The sequence below is a fragment of the Paraburkholderia franconis genome (assembly GCF_009362735.1).
GTDB classification, from domain to species: Bacteria; Pseudomonadota; Gammaproteobacteria; order Burkholderiales; family Burkholderiaceae; genus Paraburkholderia; species Paraburkholderia franconis.
The window spans coordinates 140,755-163,574 of sequence record NZ_WHNP01000015.1 but is presented as its reverse complement, the minus strand read 5'-3'; the positions used below and the strand labels follow the sequence as shown (position 1 = coordinate 163,574).

The 22,820-nt window shown below is 57.2% G+C and carries 17 protein-coding genes and 1 pseudogene; 16 read left to right on the top strand and 2 right to left on the bottom strand.

The window, feature by feature from the left end:
- Positions 1-158 precede the first annotated feature (158 nt).
- The 9 genes from nodC to GCT13_RS18320 all read left to right on the top strand — a co-directional run bounded on the left by nodC (position 159) and on the right by GCT13_RS18320 (position 9,992).
- Positions 159-1,496, top strand: coding sequence for a chitooligosaccharide synthase NodC (gene nodC / locus GCT13_RS18360; RefSeq protein ID WP_087740377.1), 1,338 nt, complete (start codon positions 159-161; stop codon positions 1,494-1,496).
- A 70-nt stretch (positions 1,497-1,566) separates the two neighbouring features.
- Complete coding sequence (nodI, locus tag GCT13_RS18355; RefSeq protein WP_087740376.1) at positions 1,567-2,481, top strand: nodulation factor ABC transporter ATP-binding protein NodI; 915 nt, start codon at positions 1,567-1,569, stop codon at positions 2,479-2,481.
- A complete protein-coding gene (locus tag GCT13_RS18350) occupies positions 2,482-3,273 on the top strand; it encodes an ABC transporter permease (protein ID WP_152760308.1) in 792 nt (263 codons plus the stop codon).
- Between the two features lie 93 nt (positions 3,274-3,366).
- Positions 3,367-4,152 carry a sulfotransferase gene (locus GCT13_RS18345; protein ID WP_087740374.1) on the top strand — a complete coding sequence of 262 codons (786 nt, stop codon included), beginning with the start codon at positions 3,367-3,369 and terminating at the stop codon, positions 4,150-4,152.
- Between the two features lie 187 nt (positions 4,153-4,339).
- Positions 4,340-4,930 carry a NodA family N-acyltransferase gene (locus tag GCT13_RS18340; RefSeq protein WP_087740373.1) on the top strand — a complete coding sequence of 197 codons (591 nt, stop codon included), beginning with the start codon at positions 4,340-4,342 and terminating at the stop codon, positions 4,928-4,930.
- A gap of 90 nt (positions 4,931-5,020) precedes the next feature.
- The gene (gene nodS / locus GCT13_RS18335; RefSeq protein WP_087740372.1) at positions 5,021-5,650 is read left to right on the top strand and encodes a nodulation methyltransferase NodS; all 630 of its coding nucleotides are present in this window, start codon (positions 5,021-5,023) and stop codon (positions 5,648-5,650) included.
- 12 nt (positions 5,651-5,662) lie between these two features.
- The gene (gene nodU / locus GCT13_RS18330; protein ID WP_087740371.1) at positions 5,663-7,381 is read left to right on the top strand and encodes a nodulation protein NodU; all 1,719 of its coding nucleotides are present in this window, start codon (positions 5,663-5,665) and stop codon (positions 7,379-7,381) included.
- Positions 7,382-7,585: 204 nt separating this feature from the next.
- On the top strand, positions 7,586-8,185 hold the full coding sequence (gene cysC / locus GCT13_RS18325; protein ID WP_087740370.1) for an adenylyl-sulfate kinase: 600 nt from the start codon (positions 7,586-7,588) through the stop codon (positions 8,183-8,185).
- Positions 8,186-8,501: 316 nt separating this feature from the next.
- The gene (locus GCT13_RS18320; RefSeq protein WP_227746895.1) at positions 8,502-9,992 is read left to right on the top strand and encodes an efflux transporter outer membrane subunit; all 1,491 of its coding nucleotides are present in this window, start codon (positions 8,502-8,504) and stop codon (positions 9,990-9,992) included.
- On the opposite strand, the gene GCT13_RS48420 is transcribed toward GCT13_RS18320, so the two are convergent.
- Positions 9,947-10,138, bottom strand: coding sequence for a hypothetical protein (locus tag GCT13_RS48420; RefSeq protein WP_193727691.1), 192 nt, complete (start codon positions 10,136-10,138; stop codon positions 9,947-9,949). The genes GCT13_RS18320 and GCT13_RS48420 overlap by 46 nt on opposite strands.
- Between GCT13_RS48420 and GCT13_RS18315 the strand changes: the two genes are divergently transcribed.
- From GCT13_RS18315 to GCT13_RS18300, 4 genes are all read left to right on the top strand, one after another.
- On the top strand, positions 10,098-11,249 hold the full coding sequence (locus GCT13_RS18315) for an efflux RND transporter periplasmic adaptor subunit (protein ID WP_152760304.1): 1,152 nt from the start codon (positions 10,098-10,100) through the stop codon (positions 11,247-11,249). The two genes, GCT13_RS48420 and GCT13_RS18315, sit on opposite strands and share 41 nt — an antisense overlap.
- An 11-nt stretch (positions 11,250-11,260) precedes the next feature.
- The gene (locus GCT13_RS18310; RefSeq protein WP_152760302.1) at positions 11,261-14,314 is read left to right on the top strand and encodes an efflux RND transporter permease subunit; all 3,054 of its coding nucleotides are present in this window, start codon (positions 11,261-11,263) and stop codon (positions 14,312-14,314) included.
- A 269-nt stretch (positions 14,315-14,583) separates the two neighbouring features.
- Complete coding sequence (locus GCT13_RS49365) at positions 14,584-14,856, top strand: glycoside hydrolase family protein (protein ID WP_227746894.1); 273 nt, start codon at positions 14,584-14,586, stop codon at positions 14,854-14,856.
- A gap of 151 nt (positions 14,857-15,007) precedes the next feature.
- Positions 15,008-16,021, top strand: a complete 1,014-nt coding sequence (locus tag GCT13_RS18300; protein ID WP_087740276.1) for a substrate-binding domain-containing protein — start codon at positions 15,008-15,010, stop codon at positions 16,019-16,021.
- 895 nt (positions 16,022-16,916) lie between these two features.
- Here the strand turns inward: GCT13_RS18300 and GCT13_RS49355 are convergent.
- Positions 16,917-17,136, bottom strand: a pseudogene (locus GCT13_RS49355) (AMP-binding protein); the annotation flags it as partial.
- A gap of 134 nt (positions 17,137-17,270) precedes the next feature.
- Between GCT13_RS49355 and GCT13_RS18285 the strand changes: the two are divergent.
- The 3 genes from GCT13_RS18285 to GCT13_RS18275 all read left to right on the top strand — a co-directional run bounded on the left by GCT13_RS18285 (position 17,271) and on the right by GCT13_RS18275 (position 22,482).
- Positions 17,271-19,940 (top strand): glycosyltransferase, encoded by a 2,670-nt coding sequence (locus tag GCT13_RS18285; protein WP_087740279.1) that lies wholly within the window; start codon positions 17,271-17,273, stop codon positions 19,938-19,940.
- Positions 19,940-21,379, top strand: coding sequence for a radical SAM protein (locus GCT13_RS18280; protein ID WP_087740280.1), 1,440 nt, complete (start codon positions 19,940-19,942; stop codon positions 21,377-21,379). The genes GCT13_RS18285 and GCT13_RS18280 overlap by 1 nt, the downstream gene beginning before the upstream one ends.
- Before the next feature lie 542 nt (positions 21,380-21,921).
- Positions 21,922-22,482, top strand: a complete 561-nt coding sequence (locus GCT13_RS18275) for a hemerythrin domain-containing protein (protein WP_087740281.1) — start codon at positions 21,922-21,924, stop codon at positions 22,480-22,482.
- The last annotated feature ends 338 nt before the right edge of the window (positions 22,483-22,820 follow it).

Sequence of the window (22,820 nt, the reverse complement as noted above, 5' to 3'; positions counted from 1 at the left end):
ACTCCACATATGTAGGCGGATTGGAGAGACACCGTTGCCCACTACCGACAGGAACTTAGCAAGCAAATCTCTTGGTATTTTTCCGTCTGTTCCTTCTCTGGATCACGGCAGGCCTGTAATCAGATCATTTCTTAACACCACTTAGCAAACTGACCTCGATGAACATCCCTGCCACAATCAATACGACCTCTATTTTATTATACGCATTGCTTTCGACCATTTATAAAAGCGCGCAGGTTTTGCACGCCCTGCCGGCTAGCGGGCCGCCTGTGAGAAGCAACTCGTCCGACTCCAACTCTCTGCCCGACGTCGATGTTATTGTGCCGTGCTTCAACGAAAAGCCGGACACGCTGCGGGCGTGCCTCGCTTCCATCTCGACTCAGGAGTATGCCGGATCCTTCAAAGTCCACGTGGTCGATGACGGTTCAGCCAACCGCGATGCGTTGAGAAAGGTGTACCGCGAGTACGAGCACGACCCAAGATTCAATTTTGTTCTCCTTCCCCGGAACGTGGGAAAACGCAAGGCACAAATCGCTGCGATCCGTTCTTCGTCCGCGGAACTGATACTTAACGTCGACTCAGATACGACCCTAGCGCCCGACGTCGTGAAGAAACTCGTACTAACAATGAGCGACACGGCGATCGGGGCCGCCATGGGTCAATTGACGGCAAGCAATCGCAGCGCCACATGGTTGACCCGTCTAATCGATATGGAATACTGGCTCGCCTGCAACGAAGAGCGTGCCGCTCAAGCCCGTTTCGGTGCCGTTATGTGCTGCTGCGGTCCATGTGCCATCTATCGGCGCTCCGCGCTTCTTTTGCTGCTGAACCAGTACGAGACTCAGATGTTCCGCGGAAAACGCAGTGACTTTGGCGAAGATCGCCATTTGACAATTCTTATGCTGGCGGCTGGTTACCGAACGGAGTATGTTCCAGACGCGATCGCAGCTACGGTTGTACCAGACAAGCTGTGGCCATATCTGCGTCAACAACTACGTTGGGCGCGCAGCACTTATCGCGACACGCTGCTTGCGCTACGCCTCCTGCCTCGTCTCGATCGCTACCTTACGCTGGACGTGATCGGGCAAAACGTAGGGTCGTTTTTGCTTGCCGTGTCAATGCTTGCCGGGTTCCTGCAGATCGTTCTGACGGCCTCGGCACCTTGGCAGGCATGCTTCCTGATCGCCTCAATGACTATGATCCGCTGTTCCGTGGCCGCAGTTCGGTCTCGCGAACTTCGATTTCTCGGATTTTCCGCGCACACATTCATCAACCTTTTGTTCTTGCTTCCCGTAAAAGCCTACGCGTTGTGTACGTTGAGTAACAGCAACTGGCTTTCCCGAGGCTCGGCTGCCGACGACTGTGGCGAACACGTCGATCCGCCAGGACACGCCGCGACAACAGACGCTGCTACATCGACGGGTACAGATGCTCAGTGCGACCGGCAGTGCAAGGCACGTCATTCAGAACGTCCGACACAATGTAGTCCGCAGTGAGTGATGCGTAAGATCTCGCGCGCGGAACGGGATCTTCTTTTAACGAAGCCACATTTTGACTTCTCATTCAATGGCTGCTGCAACGATAACGCTTACTAGCGTCAGAAAGTCATATAACGGCAAACAAGTCGTTAACGGACTTTCATTTCGCGTCGAGCACGGTGAGTGCTTTGGCCTACTGGGACCCAACGGCGCAGGCAAGAGCACGACCGCGCGCATGGTCCTCGGTATGGCCTCGCCTGACGCAGGTACGATCACTGTTCTTGGAGAGCCCGTGCCCGTACGCGCGCGCCTGGCACGGCGGCGTATCGGCGTAGTTCCGCAATTCGACAACCTTGAACCCGGGTTTACGGTGCGCGAGAACCTGCAGATATTCGGGCGCTACTTTGGCATGAGCGCCGGCGAGGTTGAAGCGGTGATTCCGTCGCTGCTCGAATTCGCGCACCTGGAGAGCAAGGCTCACGCGCGCGTCGCAGAATTATCCGGCGGCATGAAGCGTCGGTTAACCATCGCCCGGGCGCTTATCAACGACCCACAACTGCTGGTAATGGACGAGCCCGCGACCGGTCTTGATCCGCATGCGCGCCGCCTCGTCTGGGATCGCTTGCGCTCTCTGCTTGCACGCGGGAAGACAATTCTTCTAACTACTCACTTCATGGAAGAGGCCGAGCGATTGTGCGATCGACTCTGCGTGATTGACAAAGGACGCAGCATTGCGGAAGGTGCCCCTCATGCGCTAATCCAAGAACAAATTGGGAGCCACGTGCTGGAGATATACGGCGGCGATTCGCACGAACTGCGAGCATTGCTCGAGCCCTACGCGCAGCGCACGGAGGTGAGCGGCGAGACGCTGTTTTGCTATGCAGCCGATCTGGAACAAGTGCGCATGCAGTTGTGCAAGCGAACCGGTCTGCGCGTTCTGCAACGCCCCGCAAACCTGGAAGACGTGTTTCTGCGATTGACTGGACGAGATATGAAGGACTAAATGATGCGTGAAGTATTCGTGATGGCTATGCCCACCCACACTTGGAACTGGCGCATGGTATGGCGCCGAAATTATCTGGCGTGGAGAAAAACTGCACTTGTTTCGCTTATCGGGAACCTTGCGGATCCGATGATGTATCTGTTCGGATTAGGTTTCGGCGTAGGAATAATGATAGGCCGCATCGAAGGCACTTCTTACGTAGCCTTTTTGGCAGCTGGAATGGTCGCGACAAGCGCAATGACTTCTGCGACGTTCGAAACGATTTATGCGACTTTCGCTCGCATGCACATTCAGCGCATGTGGGAAGCAGTCCTGTGTACCCAACTCACGATCGGCGACGTCGTTCTCGGTGAGTTGGCTTGGGCAGCAACAAAAGCCCTTTTGGCCGGCACGGCTGTTACGATGGTTGCCGCGACGCTCGGCTATGCGGCGTTTCAAAGTATTCTTTATGTCATTCCCGTCGTTATCCTAACTGGCCTCGCCTTCGCGAGTATTGCGATGGTGCTCATCGCGATCGCGCCAAGTTACGATTACTTTATCTTCTATCAAACACTTGTTCTGACGCCCATGCTCTTTCTGAGCGGTGTCGTCTTCCCGGTCGCCCATCTTCCAAGCGCCTTTCGACAGCTTGCGCGATTTTTGCCGCTCACACATTCCGTTGAACTCATCCGCCCGGCGATGCTTGCACGCCCACCCGCCGGAATCGGTCTGCATGTGACTGCGCTTTGCGTCTACACAGTACTGCCATTCTTTCTGTCGGCAGCACTGTTTCGCCGACGTCTCTTATCTTGACGCAGATGATTGCAAACCGATCAGGATCCTTGTAACGAACTACGCAGGAAGCAGCTTTCGAACCATCGCTTTCGATTCTGTTAAAGATACGCCATGACCCACTCCATGCCGACAATTGAGCCATTTGTGATCCTCGGGATGCCCAGGACGGGCACACATTACCTTGAAGAATTGCTGAATGAGCATCCGAACGTATCAAGCAATGGCGAGTTGCTCAATCCTTACGACGCGATCTGGCACAATCGCAAGCGCCTGCTACTTAGTGATCACGAACTTCTCGAGCTCGCCTATCTGCACTACCCCGCCAGAGCCGGAAAGAAAGCGGTCACACACGTCGGTTGCAAGATCAACCAACCTCAGTTTCAGGAACGTCTGGAGTTCTTTGACGAGTTGGCCAGATGGCCACGCCTCAAGGTGATGCTTATGATTCGCAGAAATACGTTGGAATCACTACGATCCTTGGTGCAGGCAAGGCAAAGTGGTCAATGGTTAAAGTTTGGCGCAGGCAACGACTCCGGTCCGCCTCCTCAAGTAACCTTGAAAATTCAAGACTGCGAGGACTATCTCAAAGCTGCTGACGATTTCCACCGACTGGTGATGGACTCATTCGCGCCAACGAACATTCTTACCGTCGAGTATGAAAGTCTGCTGGACAATCCCGCTTCATGCCTACATGCAGTTTGGGCTTTCCTCGAAATTTCAGCGCGTCCATGCTCTGGCAGCACAGTCCTTCAGCGTCAGGAAGTGCGGCCACTGGAACAAACGATACTAAATTTTGAGGAGTTGAAGCGTCACTTCACAGGCGGGCGGTACGAGAGCTTCTTTGAAGCTGGGAAGATCGGATCTTCGCCACCCCCTGCAAATAACGCGACGGTATAAACCACCTTTTGATAGATCATCTTACAGATATCGTCGTGTCTCTAGGCGCGAGCTGTTCAGCTAACGAATGATCGGTTTGATTAATCCATGCGTTCCCTTATAGCCATAAAAAGCTGATGCGCACCATTCGGTATGTCTGGCCGCTCGCGCAGCAGGCGATGAACGCGTCAAAATGAGGTGACTGTGCATGTCCTCAAAAGTGCAGTGGAGATTGTGCTGGGAAAATGAGCTGGATCTCTCCGATCACGTTGAATTGGCCCGGTTCTTCCGAACGACGTATGGGCCTACCGGGGCTTTCAACGCAAAGCCGTTCGAGGGTGGTCGAAGTTGGGCCGGTGCGCGGCCCGAACTCCGCGCCATTGCCTACGATTCGAAAGGTGTTGCAGCTCACATGGGATCGCTCCGTCGTTTCATCAAGGTAGGCTCGGTCGATGTGCTTGTAGCCGAATTGGGACTGTATGGGGTGCGTCCGGATCTCGAAGGATTCGGAATCGGTCATTCAATCCGCGCGATGTATCCAGTGCTGCAAGAGCTCCGCGTCCCATTCGCGTTTGGCACAGTCCGGCACGCCTTAAAGAATCACTTTTCCAGATTGTTCCGGAATGGAATGGGGACGATCTTGCATGGGGTGCGCGTGCGATCAACGCTCCCAAACGTTCACCTTGACTTACCTCCTACGCGCATTGAAGACGTGCTCGCTGTGATTTTGCCGATCGCCAGCCCGCTGAGCGAGTGGCCGGACGGCGCCGCCATCGAGCGCAACGGACCCGAGCTGTGACGCACGCCGGGTTCTGTCCGGAAAGCGACGCGTCCCGCATGGCGCGTCGTACAACGACGTTGTAGCGGACTACTAGTAAGGTAGACCAAATTGAGAAATGTAACGAATTTCGAATTACTGCGTCGAGAATTGGACGCGGACGACCCGTGGCAACTCGACAGTAATCCCTTCGAATTCCAACGCCATGAGCAAATGCTTCGAATGTCACTCGTCGACGGATCTGTCTCCAACGCGTTAGAAGTCGGATGCGCGGGAGGAGCGTTTACGGAAAGATTGGCACCTCACTGCCAACGGCTCACCATCATCGACGTCATGCCACAAGCGATCGCGAAAACACGCGAACGTCTGAAGGCGCCACCGAACACGGTCTGGATTGTTTCAGACGTGCAGCATTTTTCGATCCACGACAAGTTCGATCTGATCGTAGTGGCGGAAGTTCTTTATTACCTCAGCAACATCGCGGAGGTGCGCGCCGCTATCCGCAATCTGGGACGGATGCTTGTACCTGCTGGCCGGTTGATATTCGGGTCGGCGCGTGACGCCAGTTGCCGGCGATGGGGGCACCTTGCTGGTGCGGAAACGGTCTTGGAAATTCTGAAAGAAGAACTGACCGAAGTCGAGCGCGTGGAGTGCGTCGGTGAGTCGCCCAATGAAGATTGTCTGCTCGCGCGCTTCCGGAACCCGGCTTTCCTTTCACCTCAACCCAATTACCCTGTTTGAGTAGGGGATACTATGCGCATTTGTGGCCTCAAGCTGACACACGACGGGGCAATCGCCGTTGTCGAGGATGGAAAACTGGTTTTTTGCATCGAACAGGAGAAGCGGGAAAACAACCCGCGATATCAGGAAATCGAGAACCTGGACGCAGTTGCGGCCGCATTGAGCGAAGGCGGCTTGCGTGTCGAAGATATAGACCAGTTTGTTGTCGACGGCTGGGACGGCGAAGTGGAGTCACAGTTTCGGATGGTCAGTGGCTCCACGCTGGTCAGCCTAAATGGCGCTCCCTATACCGAACGCAAAGCGGACCATCTTCTTGCTTCGGTCGACGGCACCGGGCTGCTAGTCGGTGGAGAGTCACGTCCGTATAAGAGCTATCCTCATGTGTCAGGCCATGTTGCCTCCGCGTACTGCACCAGCCCGTTCGCGCGAAGCGAGCAGCCCGCGTTCTGCCTGGTCTGGGATGGTGGAATGGTGCCGAGGCTGTACCACGTACAACGCCACGGAGCGCGCCTCGTTGACTGCCTGTTTCCGGTCATCGGCCAAATATACGCTGCGGCGGGTCATCATTTTGGGCCCTATAAGAAGTCGGGCGGCGCGGAGTGGGATCTGGGCGTGGCCGGCAAGCTTATGGCATATATCGCGCTCGGGTCCCCCGATGAAGACATCGTCGCTGAGTTTCGTCGGCTTTACCAGGAACGCTTTGCCGGCGATACGGAACTTGCGCGAAACTACCGCGAAAATGTCCATATTCCGGAAACATCGCTCGCAGCTGTACGCGACTTCTTCGAAGCAAGCCTGCCACAACTAGAGACCAAGCCTCACGAAGATGTACTCGCCTCCTTTCATGCATTCCTTGAGCGTCTTCTCGTTCACGAAATGGGAATAGCGCTCCAGCGCCATTCGATTCCGGGGCCGCGAAATTTGTGTATCTCTGGCGGATGCGCACTCAACATCAAATGGAATAGCGCATTACGTGCGAGTGGCTTGTTCGACGCAATCTGGGTCCCGCCCTTTCCGAACGATAGTGGATCGGCGATTGGCGCCGCTTGTTGCGCGATGGCAGCGGACAAAGGCTTCGTACCGTTGGAATGGTCGGTCTATAGCGGACCAGCCGTGAAAACTGGCGACGTGCCGGCCGGATGGACGGCGTCTCCTTGTTCCATCGCGGAACTCGCCCGGATACTCGCGGATAATGAACCCGTCGTTTTTCTTGCCGGCCGCGCCGAGCTGGGGCCTCGGGCATTGGGTGCCAGAAGCATCCTGGCCGCTGCGACTTCGCCCGCAATGAAGGCTATTCTCAACGACATCAAGCATCGCGAGCATTTCCGTCCGGTGGCACCAATCTGTCTCGAAGACCGTGCTCCTGCCGTATTTTGCCCCGGCACTCCAGACCCCTACATGCTGTTCGATCATCAGACGCGCGCGGAATGGCAGGACAAGATTCCTGCCGTTGTGCACCTCGACGGGTCGGCTCGATTGCAGACTATCGCAAGAACTTCCGGGCATCCGGTAGCCCAACTGCTGATCGAATACGAAAAGCTCACAAGTCTTCCATTGCTCTGCAACACCAGCGCCAATCATCACGGGCGAGGCTTCTTCCCGGACGCTGCTTCAGCATGTAAATGGGGACGCGTCGAACATGTATGGTGCGACGGTCTTCTATTGAGCAAGGCATGCGGGACCGGCCTGCCATCGTCAACCGACGAACCCGCGTGCTATGCACCAGTATGAGTGGGAGACGACTGCACCGCTCGGAATATTCCGATTCGCTGCGCTGCGGCCTTGACTGATAGGCGGCAACCTGCCGCGTCGACGGGAGATCCGTGGATGTCTATTTCCTGATCTTCCACGCAAAACTGCCGTCACGCTGCCGCAATGCTTGAGCGCGCGTACCCGAATTCCAGCAACCATCCCAACCCGCTTACGTAGGCGTGTATGACGAACGAGGCATCGACTTCACATCTTTACGCACACGACTTTCGCATTGATCCTGAGTCGAGACGACGGTTGCTACGACAAACGCCCGCCATTCTGTGGTTCACCGGTCTATCCGGGTCCGGAAAATCGGCTATCGCCGACAGGGTTGAGGCACGTCTTCATGCGTCCGGCCGCCTCACCTACACTCTCGATGGCGACTCCGTCAGGCTCGGTCTTTGCAAGGACCTCGGCTTTAGCGATGAGGATCGACACGAAAACGTACGGCGCGTTTCGGAAGTTGCAAAATTGATGGCTGACGCCGGCATCGTGGTGCTGGTGTGCCTCATCTCACCCTTCCGCTCCGACCGAGAACTCGCCAAGTCCATCGCAGGGAAGCATAGCTTTGCTGAAATTCATGTCCACGCATCTTTGGCAGTAGCCGAGGCTCGCGATCCCAAAGGGCTGTATCGGCTCGCGAGACGTGGCGCAATCCAGCATTTCACCGGCGTCGACTCGCCATATGAACAGCCGACGGCACCAGACGTCTTCATCGACACTTGTTTGCTGTCCATTAATGAGGGCGTCGAAATTGTGTTGAACTGGCTTGACAGGCATTGACCATGCGAGGCGGATGTTCGTAACCTGTTGATATCAGATCCGCGCGCCTGAAGTTCCGCTACGGAAGCGAGCCAAATCTCGCTCCAAATCATTCATGCCTTACATTGGCCTCCTCACAGGTAGACCGGAGCAGCGGGGGACAGGTAAGTTCTGCATCCGCAATTTTGATAACACGCCGCTCACGCAAACTAAGGTGGATAGGTGTTCGATGACGTCAACCGCAGTTGGTCGCAGCCGTTTGCATCGGCCGTTTAGTGGCGCATTTCGGCGCCGCATAGCGCATCACGTTTGCGCGCGCGCCGCACTGATTACAGTCATGCTTCCACAGTTTTGTTCGCTGTCGGGTTGCGTGGTCGGCCCCGATTACCAAACGCCCGCGCCGCCCGCCGCCGACACCTACACGCCCACGCCGCTGCCCGGTCAAACGGCGTCGTCGCCGGGCACATCGGGCGTTACGCAACAGTTCGTGGCCGGCGAGGACATCCCCGCGCAGTGGTGGACGCTCTTTCATTGCGAGCCGCTCGACGCGCTGATCCGCGAAGCGCTCGCCAACAGTCCCAACGTCGCCGCGGCGCAAGCGGCGCTCAGACAGGCCGGCGAGAATCTACGCGCGCAAATGGGCACGACGCTGTATCCGTCCGTCGATGCAAAGGCCAATGCAACACGCGAGAAATTCAATGGCGTCACGTTCGGTCAGCCTAGCCTACATAGAATATTGAATCTGTACAACGCATCGGTAAACGTATCGTACAACCTCGATGTGTTCGGCGGCGCAAGGCGCGAACTCGAATCGCTGCGCTCGCAGGTCGATTACGAGGGCTTTCAGTTGCAAGCTGCGTATCTCGCCTTATCGGCGAACATCGTGACGGCGGCCGTCAAGGAAGCCTCGCTGCGCGAGCAGATCGAAGCGACCGAGCGCATCGCCACCGACGAAGACGCGCAGCTCGGCGTGTTGCGCAAGCAGTTCGAGCTTGGCGGCGTGAACCGCGCCGCCGTGCTCTCGCAGGAAACGCTCGTCGCGCAGACGCGCGCGACGTTGCCACCGCTGCGCCAGTCGCTCGATCAGACGCGTCATCAGCTCGCCGTGCTTGCGGGCAAGCCGCCGAGCGACACGGGCGTGCCCGAGTTCACGCTGTCGATGTTCACGCTGCCGCAGACGTTGCCCGTCAGCGTGCCGTCGTCGCTCGTGCAGCAGCGGCCCGACATCCTCGCCGCCGACGCCACGCTGCATCGTGCGAGCGCGCAGGTGGGCGTGGCGACGGCGAACACGTATCCGCAGCTCACGCTGTCGGCGAGCTACGGCCCGCAGGCGCTGACGCCCGCTGGCCTTCTCAAGTACGCCGACATGATCTGGAGCATCGGCGCGGGCGTCACGCAGCCGATCTTTCACGGCGGACAGCTGAGCGCGCAAAAGCGCGCAGCCGAAGCCGCCTTCGATCAGGCCAACGCGCAATATCGGCAGACGGTGCTGCTCGCGTTCCAGAACGTCGCCGATACGTTGCGCGCGCTCGAACACGATGCAACCGGCCTGCGCGCGCAAACGGAAGCATGGCGCGCGGCCCGCGATTCGCTCGATCTGACGCGCGGCCAGTTTCGCATCGGCGGCGTCAGCTATCTGGCGTTGCTCGATACGCAGCGTCAGTACCAGCAGACCGTCGTGAATCTCGCGCTGGCTCAGGCCGCGCGCTATGCGGACACGGCGGCGCTGTTCCAGGCGCTCGGCGGCGGCTGGTGGAACGACACGGCGACGAGCCAGGCAGCTCAGGCCACGCCGGCGGCCGCTTCGGCGTCTGCCTCGCCGCAGTGAATCCGCCGTGAATCTTTACGCAACAGCCGCGCGTCGCATGCGATCAGACGGCAGCGCCGCCGGACGAGTTTGTGCTTCATCAGTTTGCCGTGCAAGGACGAGACGATGACAACGAAAAGACCGATGACCAGGCGGATGATCATCATGCTGATCTGCGTGGGCGTACTGCTCGGCGCGCTCGTCGGCTTCAATCTGTTCAGGGCGCACATGCTCAAGAAGTTCATGGCGAGCAATGCCGTGCCGCCCGCGACCGTCACGGCCGCTGTCGCAAGCTATCAGACGTGGCAGCCGCAGCTTGCCGCCGTGGGCAGCCTGCGTGCGGTGCGCGGCGTCGACGTGACGACGGAAGTGGCCGGGCTCGTGCGGGACATCGCGTTCAGCTCGGGCCAGGAAGTGAAGGCAGGCCAGGTGCTCGTGCGCCTGAACGACGATTCGGACCGCGCGCAGCTTGTGTCGCTGCAAGCCGCAGCGGAACTCGCGCAAACCGTGTACAAGCGCGACAAGGCGCAGTACGACATTCAGGCGATTGCGAAGGCACAGCTCGACGCCGATGCCGCCGACCTGAAGAGCAAGAAAGCCCAGGTCGACCAGCAGGCCGCGCTCGTCGAAAAGAAAACGATACGCGCGCCCTTCGCGGGCCGCGTCGGCATCACGACGGTCAACCCCGGCCAGTACATCAATCCGGGCGATGCGATCGTCACGCTGCAAGCCATCGATCCGATCTACGCCGACTTCTACCTGCCGCAACAGCAGCTCGGACAATTGCAGGTCGGCCAGGCGATCGTCGTCGATACCAATGCGCTCAGCAACCGCACCTTCGACGGCAAGATCCGCTCGATCAATCCGCGCGTGGACGCCGCGACGCGCAACGTGCAGATCGAAGCGGCCGTCGACAACCGCGAGCGCAAGCTGCTGCCCGGCATGTACGCGAACGTGAAGATCGACGCGGGCGGCGTGCAGCGCTATCTGACCTTGCCGCAAACGGCGATCACCTATAACCCGTACGGCGCGACCGTGTTCGTCGTGAAGCCCGGCGCGCAAAAGAATGCGCAAGGCAAGGTCATGCCCGTCGCGCAGCAGGTGTTCGTCACGCCGGGGCCGACGCGCGGCGATCAGGTCGCGATTCTCAAGGGCATCGGCGAAGGCACGCAGGTCGTGACGAGCGGACAGCTGAAGCTGAAGAACGGCACGCCGCTCGTGATCGACAACCGCGTGCTGCCTGCGGACAACCCGAACCCGACGCCTCAGGAACAATAAGAGGCCACGCGATGAAATTCACCGACACCTTCATTGAACGCCCGGTGCTCGCCTCGGTGGTGAGTCTGCTGATACTCGTGCTCGGCTTGCGGTCGCTATCCGCGCTGAAGGTCGGCGAATATCCGCAGACCGAAAACGGCGTGGTGACGATCATGACGTCGTATTACGGCGCGAGCGCCGACACGATGGCCGGCTTCATCACGCAGCCGCTCGAAGCCGCGATTGCGCAGGCCCAGGGCATCGACTACGTGTCGTCGACGAGCAGCACGGGCGTTTCGACGATCACCGCGACGCTGCGCCTGAACTACGACTCGAATCGCGCGCTGACGGAGATCAACACGCAGATCGCATCGGTGCGCAACCAGTTGCCGCCGCAGGCGCAGCAGCCGGTGCTGACCGTGCAGGTGGGCCAGACCACCGACGCCATGTACATGGGCTTCTACAGCGACGTGCTGCCGAGCAACAACGTCACCGACTATCTGCTGCGCGTCGTGAAGCCGAAGCTCGATTCGATCCAGGGCGTGCAGACGGCGGAAATTCTCGGCGGGCGCCAGTTCGCGCTGCGCGCCTGGCTCGATTCGAACCGGCTCGCCGCGCACAACGTCACGGCCGCCGACGTCTTCACGGCTCTCGGCAGCAACAACTATCTGGCGACGCTCGGCACGACCAAAGGCCAGATGATCAGCGTCGATCTGAATGCGGGCACGGACCTGCATTCCGTCGACGACTTCAGGAAGCTCGTCGTCAAGCAGAAGAACGGCGCGATCGTGCGCCTCGAAGATGTCGCGAACGTCGTGCTCGGCGCGGACAACTACGATTTCAACGTCGCGTTCAGCGGCAAGCGTTCGGTGTTCATCGGCATCAAGGTGGCGCCCGATGCGAACGTGCTCGACGTCGCGAAGCGCGTGAAAACGATCTTTCCGGACCTGCAGAAGCAGTTCCCCACAGGCATGACGGGCGACATCGTCTACGACGCGACCGACTTCATCAACACGGCCATCGATGAAGTGGTGAAGACGCTCGTCGAAGCGCTGCTGATCGTGACGGTCGTGATCTTCCTGTTCCTCGGCAGTTTCCGCGCGGTGATCGTGCCCGTGATCGCGATGCCGCTCTCGCTGATCGGCACGTTCTTCGTGATGCAGCTGCTCGGCTATTCGATCAATCTGCTGACACTGCTTGCGCTCGTGCTCGCGATCGGGCTCGTCGTCGACGATGCGATCATCGTGGTCGAGAACGTCGACCGGCATATGAAGGAGGAAGGCAAGCAGCCCTTCGAAGCCGCGCTGATCGCCGCGCGCGAACTCGGCGGACCGATTCTCGCGATGACGGTCGTGCTGGTTGCCGTGTACTTGCCGATCGGTTTTCAGGGTGGACTGACGGGCGCGCTCTTCACCGAGTTCGCATTCACGCTGGCGGGCGCCGTGACCGTATCGGGCGTGATTGCGCTGTCTCTATCGCCGATGATGTGCTCGCGTTTTTTCCGCATGGACCAGGAGTCGGGCCGCTTCGCGCGCTTCGTCGACCGGCAGTTCGAGCGCGTGCATCGCGGCTATGGGCGTCTTCTGCATGCGATGCTCGACACGTGGCCCGTGTTCATCGTGATGGGCGCGCTGCTTTTGTGCGGCACCGTGTATCTCTTCATGACATCGCAATCGGAGCTTGCGCCGCAGGAGGACCAGGGCATCGTGCTGTCGCAGATCCAGGGGCCGCCGAATGCGACGATCCAGCAGATGCAGACTTACGCAGACCAGGTCTTCGACATCTCGAAGCAGTTGCCCGAGTACTCGCAGATGTTCCAACTGACGGGCGCGCCGACGCTGAACCAGGGCTTCGGCGGCGTGCTCTTCAAGACGTGGGACAAACGCAAGAAAGGCGCGACGCAATTGCAGCGGGAATTGCAGCAGCAGTGGGACGGCATTGCGGGCGCGCGCGTCGCCGCGTTCCAGTTTCCGCCGCTGCCGGGCGCGCAAGGGTTGCCCGTGCAGTTCGTCATCAGCACGACGGAGCCGTTCGAGAACCTCAACGAAGTGTCGCAAGCCGTGCTGCAGAAAGCGCGCGAAAGCGGCATGTTCCTCTTCGTCGACAGCAATCTGAAGATCGACAAGCCCGAAACCGTCGTGATGGTGGACCGCGACAAGGTCGCTTCGCTCGGCCTGTCGCAAAGCGATGTCGGGCACACGCTGGGCGCGGCGCTGGGCGGCAACTACGTCAATTACTTTTCGATTGCGGGCCGCTCGTACAAGGTGATTCCGCAGGTGCTGCAAACGGACCGGCTGAACCCGTCGCAAGTGCTCGACTACTATTTGCGCACGCCCGATGGCAGCGTGATTCCCGCATCGACGGTCACGCGTCTGAAGCAGACCATCGTGCCCGAGTCGATCAATCACTTCCAGCAGCTCAATTCAGCGACGATTTCCGGCGTGCTCGCGCCGGGCATCTCGCAAGGCGAAGTGCTCGACTTCCTGCGCAAGGCCACCACCGACGTCGCGCCGACAGGCTATACGGCCGACTACTCGGGCCTGTCGCGCCAGTTCGTGCAGGAGTCCGGCGGCTTCGTGATCACGCTGCTGTTCGCGACGATCATCGTGTTTCTCGCGCTCGCCGCGCAGTTCGAAAGCTTCCGCGATCCTGTCGTGATTCTCGTGTCGGTGCCGATGGCGCTGTTCGGTGCGCTCATCTTCATCAACATGGGACTCTCGACGCTCAACATCTACACGCAGGTGGGTCTCGTCACGCTGATGGGCCTCATCAGCAAGCACGGCATTCTGATCGTGCAGTTCGCAAACGAGCTGCAACGCGCGGGACGCGGCAAGCGCGAGGCGCTCGAAGAAGCGGCCGGCGCGCGCTTGCGGCCGATCCTGATGACGACGGCGGCAATGGTGCTGGGCGTGCTCCCGCTCGTGATCGCGTCCGGTGCGGGCGCGGCGGGCCGCAATGCGATGGGGCTCGTGATCTTCACGGGGCTGTCGATCGGCACGCTGTTCACGCTCTTCGTCGTGCCCGCAATGTATATGTTGCTGGGTGCAAACCATCACCCGAAGTCGAACCAAACGGGTGCAGTTTGATCCGACGATCTGCACACGTGGGAACGATTCGCGCACAATCCGATGCTGGACATCGATCCTTACTGGTACGAGCCGCTCGATACAGATGTATTGCAGGACCAGGCCTTCCGCGCCCCCTGAGTCTTCGCCGCCCCGAACGGCGGCGGCTGGCACATGGTGTTCACTGCGCAAGAGACTGCGGGCCCAGCGATCGGACGCGGCGTGCTTGGGCATGCGGTATCGCGCGATCTCGAAGACTGGTCGCTGCCCCGCCGCTGTTCCGCTCGAAGGTGTTCGGGCAACTGGAAGTACCGCAGGTCTTCGAACATCAGGGCCGCTGGTACTGCCTGTTCTGCACCGCGAAGGACCATAGCGAGCCGATGTATTGCCGCAAGCGCATGTCCGCGCCCATGAAGGGCACGCACTATCTGATTACCGATTATCCGCTTGGCGAACGGAAGCTGGTCGAGGAAGACTTTCTAGTCGGCGATGCAGCGGATCGCTCTATTCCGGCCGGGTGTTGCACGCACCGGACCGTACGTTGCGCTTCATGGCACTCCTGAAATTCGGCAAGGACGGCCAGTTCATCGAGGAGATCTCTGACCCGATGCCCGTCCATGTACTTGACGATGGCAGGTTGCAGGTTGACGCGTCGCGCTACGGGGTCGGTGGCCCCGACAGGTTGGCGGGGCAGCGGCAAGACCGGGACACACGATGAAACTGAAAGATCTTGCGCACAAGCTTGGGATGTCGCGGACCACGGTCAGCCGTGCGCTCAACGGCCACCCGGAAGTGAGTGAGCGCACCCGTGAGCGAGTCATTGCGGTTGCGGCTAGCGTCGGCTACCGCCCCAATACGATCGCGCGGCACCTGGCAACCGGGCGCGCCGATGCTATCGGCATCATCTGTCCGCTCACGGCGCATGATCTTGGAGATCCATACTTCCTCGAAGTCGTGTCCGGCATGACTAAGGCCATCGAGCGCACCGACAAGGATCTGATCATTGCCTCGTCCTCTAACGTCGACGAACTCCGTACCTACGAGCGGATGACTGAAGGGCGCCGCGTCGACGGCATGATCGTCACGCGTACCAAACTGAATGATCCCCGGCTGCAGTATCTTGTGAAAAAGTGCATTCCGTTCGTTGCGTACGGCCGCAGCATCCTTCCGGGCCCGTACTCCTGGTTTGATTTCGACACCGAAGCCGGAGTGCGCCAGGCAGTCGAGCGGCTGGTAAACCTTGGCCACCGCCGGATCGCGTTGCTCAACGGACCATTGGAGTTGCATCTCACAACACAGGCGCGTAAGGGCTACATTGACGCGATGGCCGCCGCCGGTCTGCCCGTAGACGCGCGCTACATGATCGAAGGTACGCTCAGCCGCGCCGGCAGCTACGAAGCAATGACGTGTATTCTTTCATGCAATCCGCGACCGACTGCCGTGATCGTGGACAACCCTCCATACGGCGCCGGCGCAGTGCGTGCGCTTGTTGACGCCGGGGTTACGATCGGCAGCGCAATGTCGATCATCGTCAATGGTGGCCTTCCTCCAGACACGCTCATGGGTTACAACTTCACGACCCTGCAATCGGCCGCTCCGCATGATGTTGGTGTGACGATCATTGAGTTAATGCTCGCAGTGCTCAACGGCGAGCCACCCGAGAAGCTGCACGTTCTTTGGCAGCCTAGCCTCGAGATCGGCAATTCGGACGGGCCCTGCATCGACTAGATATAGGTATTCGCAAGGTTGGGGACACAGAAATTACTCGGATTCGTCCATTATCTGGTGCTCGAGGTGATTCTGTAGCATCTGCCCGAGAATGGGTCCGCTACTGCAACGATCTTCCTTACCTCGCTCAACGTCACGAACGATACTCCTGCGCCGCCGGACACCTTCGGCACGGCGATGGCCCACGGGCCTGAACGAGAAAACAATTCGATCTTATTGTGCGGCAGGCGTTGTTCGCGGTCGCGTAGCACGGCTTCCTCAGCGACGCGCCTCGCAAGCTCCGGCGATTGTCCTCGATGACACTTGCCGTGCCAGCGGCCTGGTGTCTGCTCCCGCAGTACGGTGGATTCATAGAAGTGCTGTCATCCATTACTTCACTTTCCAACAATCAATCTGCATTCCGAAATCAAACAAAGCGACGCTTTGAACAACGACAACGTTACTACTTCGAATACTAATCTGACAGATTGATCGCTTATCCGCCAAACCAACGATGGTTACTACCATCGGTTCTGTACCGGCTCACCCAGGCATGTGCGGCGTGCCTGGGTGAGCCGGTAGACCTTCGGCGGTCTCTGCCGTCGCCGGCCCCATATGCCGGCGGCGTCATCAGCTTCCGCCCCCTTCCTTGGCAAGCCGAATATCGTGGCATTCATAGAACTTCTCGCAAGCCAGCGTTGGCGCCAAAATCGACGCAGCGATCGCGGATGATCGAAATTGCACGATCGGCAACCGCGGTGTCCAGTCGGTTGCTGCCGGGTTTCGGGCGCCGCTGCGACACGAGGTCCTGCGGACCCCGCTCACGCGGATTGGCAACCAGCTGGCGAATCCGTTGTGTCGTCAACCCGCACGCTGTCGCCCAGCATCTCGATGGGTGAGATAGCGCACTTCAAGGACACAGCTCGCCCTTCTCGCCGACCGCCTCAACGTTACCGTCGGGATCGACGCGAATTCAGGTTCGGCTGCACGCGGCCACCCGTTGTCACCCGCTTGACGAGCGGGTCGTTGGTGCAGTTCTGGAACGATACCGGGGAGGTCTCGGTCATCCTGTACGTGAACGTCACCTCGCGGAGATGCATCTGCGACACGACGCGCTTCATCGTCTCGACCGGGCATTGTTCGAACCCAAGCGCGCCATGAAGCACTGTCGGAAATCGCGCTCGAAGCCGAGGCGACATTGTGTCGCAAATGGATGGTTTTTGGTGGCGATTATGATTCATATTCACAAATTGCTTTAGGGTGATTCGGAATGTGTCATAAAGATATGCATGCCGGGGCCATATTTATATCATTTGACGCTGTCGCCGTATCAGGCATCACAGTTGAAGCGTCAAAAATGGCCAAAATTCTTGCGCAGAATCAAATCAAGTCTTATCTCGACCTGGGCTACGACATAAAAATAGATAAAGGAAAATTCGGCAAACCTTACGATCACGAGAAGGAGATTTATAGGGATATATTCGATCTGGTTCGTATTGATGATATCGATTCTATTCCCCACTACAGCGTCGATTTCCTAGCGCACTCGCACAATGTTCTGATGGGTCGAGTTCCATCCGCTTTTTCCAGAGAGCAGGAAGAACTCCTGCTTGCAATTAGCGAATCTTCTCTGCGACTGGCACATCGAATCGTTCAGCTATGGGAAAAGCTGAGTATCAGTTATGTGATTGTTGAGAATGGAACGCTTCCGGAAAATCTTACCTATACCAAGGCGCTGTATATGGCGATTGAAGATTACGGGAAACGTCATTGCCTAGGCAATTTCGTCATCTGGCGCGATCACGATCTAATGTGGAACAGTGAAAAAAATGTGATGAAATACGGCGCAGCGCCTTATCCTCATGCCATTAAGCCTGTTAAATCCAGGTATATAACATACGTCACACTCAATAATCACCTAAAGAATGAGCTCGAAAAGTGGTGTGATTACGAAGTGGAAGTCAAGGTTAAAAAGAATACCTATAATTTCACCGGACATGGCAAATATACAAGTATCAGGGAGAACCTCCTTATCCGCGACAGCGACATTTTGATCGCCCGCACCACCCGCATTATTCCGCAAAAGCGTTTGGACAGGGATGTTTATCTGGTCCATCGGCTGAACCAACTTTTCAGTCAGAACGATATCGACCGGAAGGTTTTTTTGGTTGTGGCAGGCGATCCTGATGAAAACCATCCTTACCATCAGGAACTGAATGCATTGGCCAAAAAATTAAACGTCGAGTCATTCATCAAATTTATTGGCCCACTTCGGCACGAATACATGCTTTCATGGGAAGAGGCGATTACTATTGAGGATTTATACTACTCCTGCGATCTGGTCTCTTTTCTTACTTCGTGGGATTATGACAGCTATGGGAATCCTGTTGGAGAAGCGATTAGCAGCCAGCGCTGCTACATCACTACCAGCTACGAATATTATTGGGAGGTCTATGGTCAATATGGATTTGAAGCGCCGGTTATGAAGATATCAGAAGAGCAGGATGGTTTGCCTGATGAAGTATTTGTTGGGGACTTGTACAAACTCCTTAATAATAAACAGTTGATGAATGACGTTGCTCGGAGGAATTTTTCTATTGGCAAGCGATTACTTTCTGATAATGCAACTTGCATCCTCGACTTGAATTGCTCCGGAGGAAATATGCGCGATACTGTTTTTATATCAGTTGTGCTGCCAGTTTATAACGAAAGCGATCGTATCCGCGAGGTATTGCTCTCCCTATTTAACCAAAAAACACATAACAACTTGATTACTCGTGACGGTTATGAGCTTATTTTTGTGGATAATAATTCCACGGACGACTCCGTTGAAAAAATTAACACCTTCAAAGCCCAAAATCCATCCATGGATATTCATACTCTCCATGAGACCACTCAGGGCGTCTCGTCCGCCAGAAAACGCGGCATGGATTACGCTTCTGTGCGTTCAAAATCCCGCGACAGCCGTCTAGAAGTTCAGAAAAAACACTATATTGTTTCCGCCGATGCGGACTGCACCGTAGACCCTTACTGGCTGCACGCGCTGATTAAAAAAATGGTGGAGGCAAATGGGGATATTGGCACCTGCAATTACTACTACAACGAAGAAGCGTTCCGCAATCGCCCCAACCTGTTCCGGGAAATCCAAAAAACCCTGCGCTGCCGTGATGTGTCGTTTTCGCTCTTCGGCGGCTTTCCAGACGGCAAAGGTTTTGCCGTTGAGCGCACTCTGTATGACAAAGTGGGAGGTATCGAAATTTTCTACCAGCTGAACAATGGCCGCTTTGTAGAACACCTCTCCGACGACTGGGACTTTGGAATCCGGGTAATCGCCGGAGGCGGCAAGCCGGTTTACGCCCGGGATTCCCGTGTGGAAATTAACAGCCGTCGCGTGGATACCATCCTAGAGGAAGTGATCAGCGGTACTGCCTATGGACAGGATGGCATCATCATCATGAAAGACGTACGCCCGGATGAGGAAAAGCAAAGGCCAACGCTGTACGACACCACTCCCGCACAGTCGCAGCAGGCCTGGTGCTACTCGATTAAAGACTACGTTCCCAAAAACATCGTGTTGCCGGCGCTGCTCAACCCACAGATTTTGCTGGAGAACATCGCCGTGCGTGAATTTTTTACCGGACCAGTGGCTGACCGTCTGTATCAGCGTATCCATGAAATTAAGCACGATTCCAGAATTATCGACTTCAAACCGATCCATGCTTACAAAACCCCGGCCTATCGGCTTTATTTCGAGTTTCGTGATGAAATTTTCAGTGCCATGCGCCGCGCCGTTGGTGAGGATATCGGTTTTCCGCCGCCGTTGCCGGAGTGCTTCGATGTGGTCAAACCGGAAGATCTCGAGCGCTTTATCTACTATTTCTGTGAAGACCGTGAGTCCGGCGAAGCGCATAACTACTTCGCTAACGGCGGGGTATTCTGATGAATAGCGAAACTCTGAACTCACTGAGCGATATCGATACGAATTATCCGGTGCCGCGAGTATATGATTTTCTCTCCCGCCCGGAGAACATCGCATTTCTGGAGTATGTTTTTAAAGATCCGTTCGGTTGCCACGTTTTCCCTGGCGATATCTGCGGTTATCCACTCGTCGCTTTCTTTGATGACATGGAGCGTGATATCAAACAGGCAAAACAGATCCATCTTTGGTCATATATCCCCACCTGCCGCTACCGCTGCCATTTCTGCCAGTACCCGACGCTTATTCTGAATCCACAGGTCACTTCGTCACAGGCAGTGTTCCGGGATCTGGTGGATTACAACATCAAAGAGGCCGCTATGTGGCTTCAGAACGTTCCGTGTCTCGCCCAGGCCGAAGTCGGCGAATTCAACATCTTCGGCGGCACGCCATCGCTGCTTCCTGAGCCTGAGCTGCGGCGCCTGATGGATTTTTACCAAGGCCATTTTAACTTTTCTGCTGCTACCATGCGCTTTGAGGGCGAGCCGGGTACCCTGACCAAACAATACCTTGGACTGTTAAAAGAGTTGGGCTTTACCAAAATCAGCTTCGGTGCCCAGGCCTTCGACGACCGCATTATCTCGGCCTGCGGACGTATGCACTCCGCCGAACAGTGCTTGGATGCAATTTTTAACGCGCGCGAAACCGGCTTCGACTGGGTCAGCGTCGACCTTATCTACGGCATGCTCGGCCAGAGCGTGGACGATGTGAAATATGACATAGAGAAAATCCTCGAACTGAAACTTTCTCACGTGGTCTGCACCAAGCTGCACATGGAAAAGTTTCTGAAAAAGCGTACCGGTGTTTCCGGAGAGCGAGAAAGTCTGTGGCAGAAAAAAGGGCTTATTAACATTAATAACATGAACTTCCCGGGGCTGGGTAAACAGTATCAGATGCGCGAACTGATCGGGCAGTACCTCTCGTCCGGATATCTCGAACATCCGACTACGTACTTTCACCAGAACCATCAGCATCCCGAGAAATGGAAAGGGCTAGTGACCGACCTCGATAAGCAGTACCCGGAAGTGGCGATTGGTCTCGGCGGCAGCTCGAAATGTACCCGGGCCGAGGCCGTCAACATCACCGGCTACAGAAAATACAAGGAAGCTCTGGATGAAAACCGTCTGCCCATTGAGGAAAGCCGAGGAGTCTCCTCACTTCAGCGCGAAGTGAACGCTTTCAAAATGGCTCTCTCCACACTGGTTCCGGTGAATGACAACGTGTTCAGACAGCGTTTTGATAGCAGAAGCTTCTTCGACAACCCGATTATCCGCCCCACGCTCAGAACGCTGGTTGATAAAGCGCTGGTCATAATCGATAGGGATGTGGTAACCCTCACCCCCAACGGAGTTACGCTGGTCGAAGCCGTCATTAACACCCAATTCGTGACACCCGAAGTCTGAGGAGCGCACTGGAATCGCCCCTGTGGTACCGGGCACCGCCTCACACCAAGGTTGATGAATTGGTCCTGCGTCGGAACTTGCGTGGCGATCGGTATTGCCAAGCGCTGCGCGGATATGCCACTCGTTGCAATTTGTCAAACGCGATGGCCGGGTTTCGCGTAAGCACGCAGAAATCGACGTCTTGCGCTGTGTGATCTACCCGGGCAGGCTATGTCCACTGTATTCGGAATGCCCCCTCTTCGGTAAAGATACTTTTATCGGTACCGGGTGGTCCCGGCAATCGGATGCGCGATCATCTGGGAGATCGACCACCACATCGAAGTGCCAGTAGCCGCAAAGCCGCAGACTGGCCGTCCGCCGCGGCCGATCTCCGCCTACCAATACCGCAGTGTATTGATCTGTGTCAGTCCTTCTTGGCGCGTGCGCCTGGTAACATTTGAATTGTACCGGTCGCGCTGCGGCCCTATCGATCACGCCGACAAGGGCTGCGTTCACCGTTTGGTTCAGACAGTCTGTACCTGACCATTCCCACGGAGCATGTCATGCCGGACTCACTTTCTGTATGGCACGCCGAGCACGTTAATTTTGCCCGGCTACTCGATCTTCTCGAAGAACAGGTAGCTGTGCTCCATCGAGGCGAGAGTCCGAATTACGGGCTTATGAACGACATCCTTTACTACATGCGGAATTTTTCCGATCGTGTTCATCATCCGCGCGAGGATGTCGCGTACGCTCTGCTTGCTAAACGCGATCCCGGGATTCAAGTCGTCGTGAACCGACTTCTGCAGGAGCATCGCGTGATTGCCGCGGCCGGCGATGAACTCCTGAATCGCATCAATGAAGCCGCTGGAGATGTCATCGTCCCCCGCACGGCTCTGGAGGCGGCCACGGCCGCGTACCTTGTGTACTATCGTCACCACCTTTCTACTGAGGAGCGAGATTTGATGCCTCGCGCCGCGCAGGTGTTGACGGAACAGGACTGGGCAGCGGTCGATGCCGTCGTTTCTGCTAGCCCCGATCCGCATTTCGGAGAACAGGTACTTGAGCGTTTCGAGGCGCTTCGCAAACAGATCGCCATAGATGCGCGGATGCAACACACATGAGCCAGCCGCCGGTCGCTCCTTGAGCAACTCGTACTGCAGGCAACCGGTCAATGGCTCTCCTTTCGCACTACCATTCTGCCATGGTAGAACGGTCACGCATACGTGATGGCCGATCGATGATCGACAGGAGCCCATCCATTCAGACATCAAGGCCGTCGTGAACGCTTGGCGAATGGTTCGCCTGCCGAAGTTCGAGAGTCGGAACGAGACCTCGTCGCCCGACATCACTTGCCGCACACGGTATTATTACGTGCGGCGGGCTGTGAACGTTGCAAAGCAGAGCTGGGCCGCGAGCCCGATGAGCCGGGCACGGACCAGTAACCCGTAAGTTGCTCGGG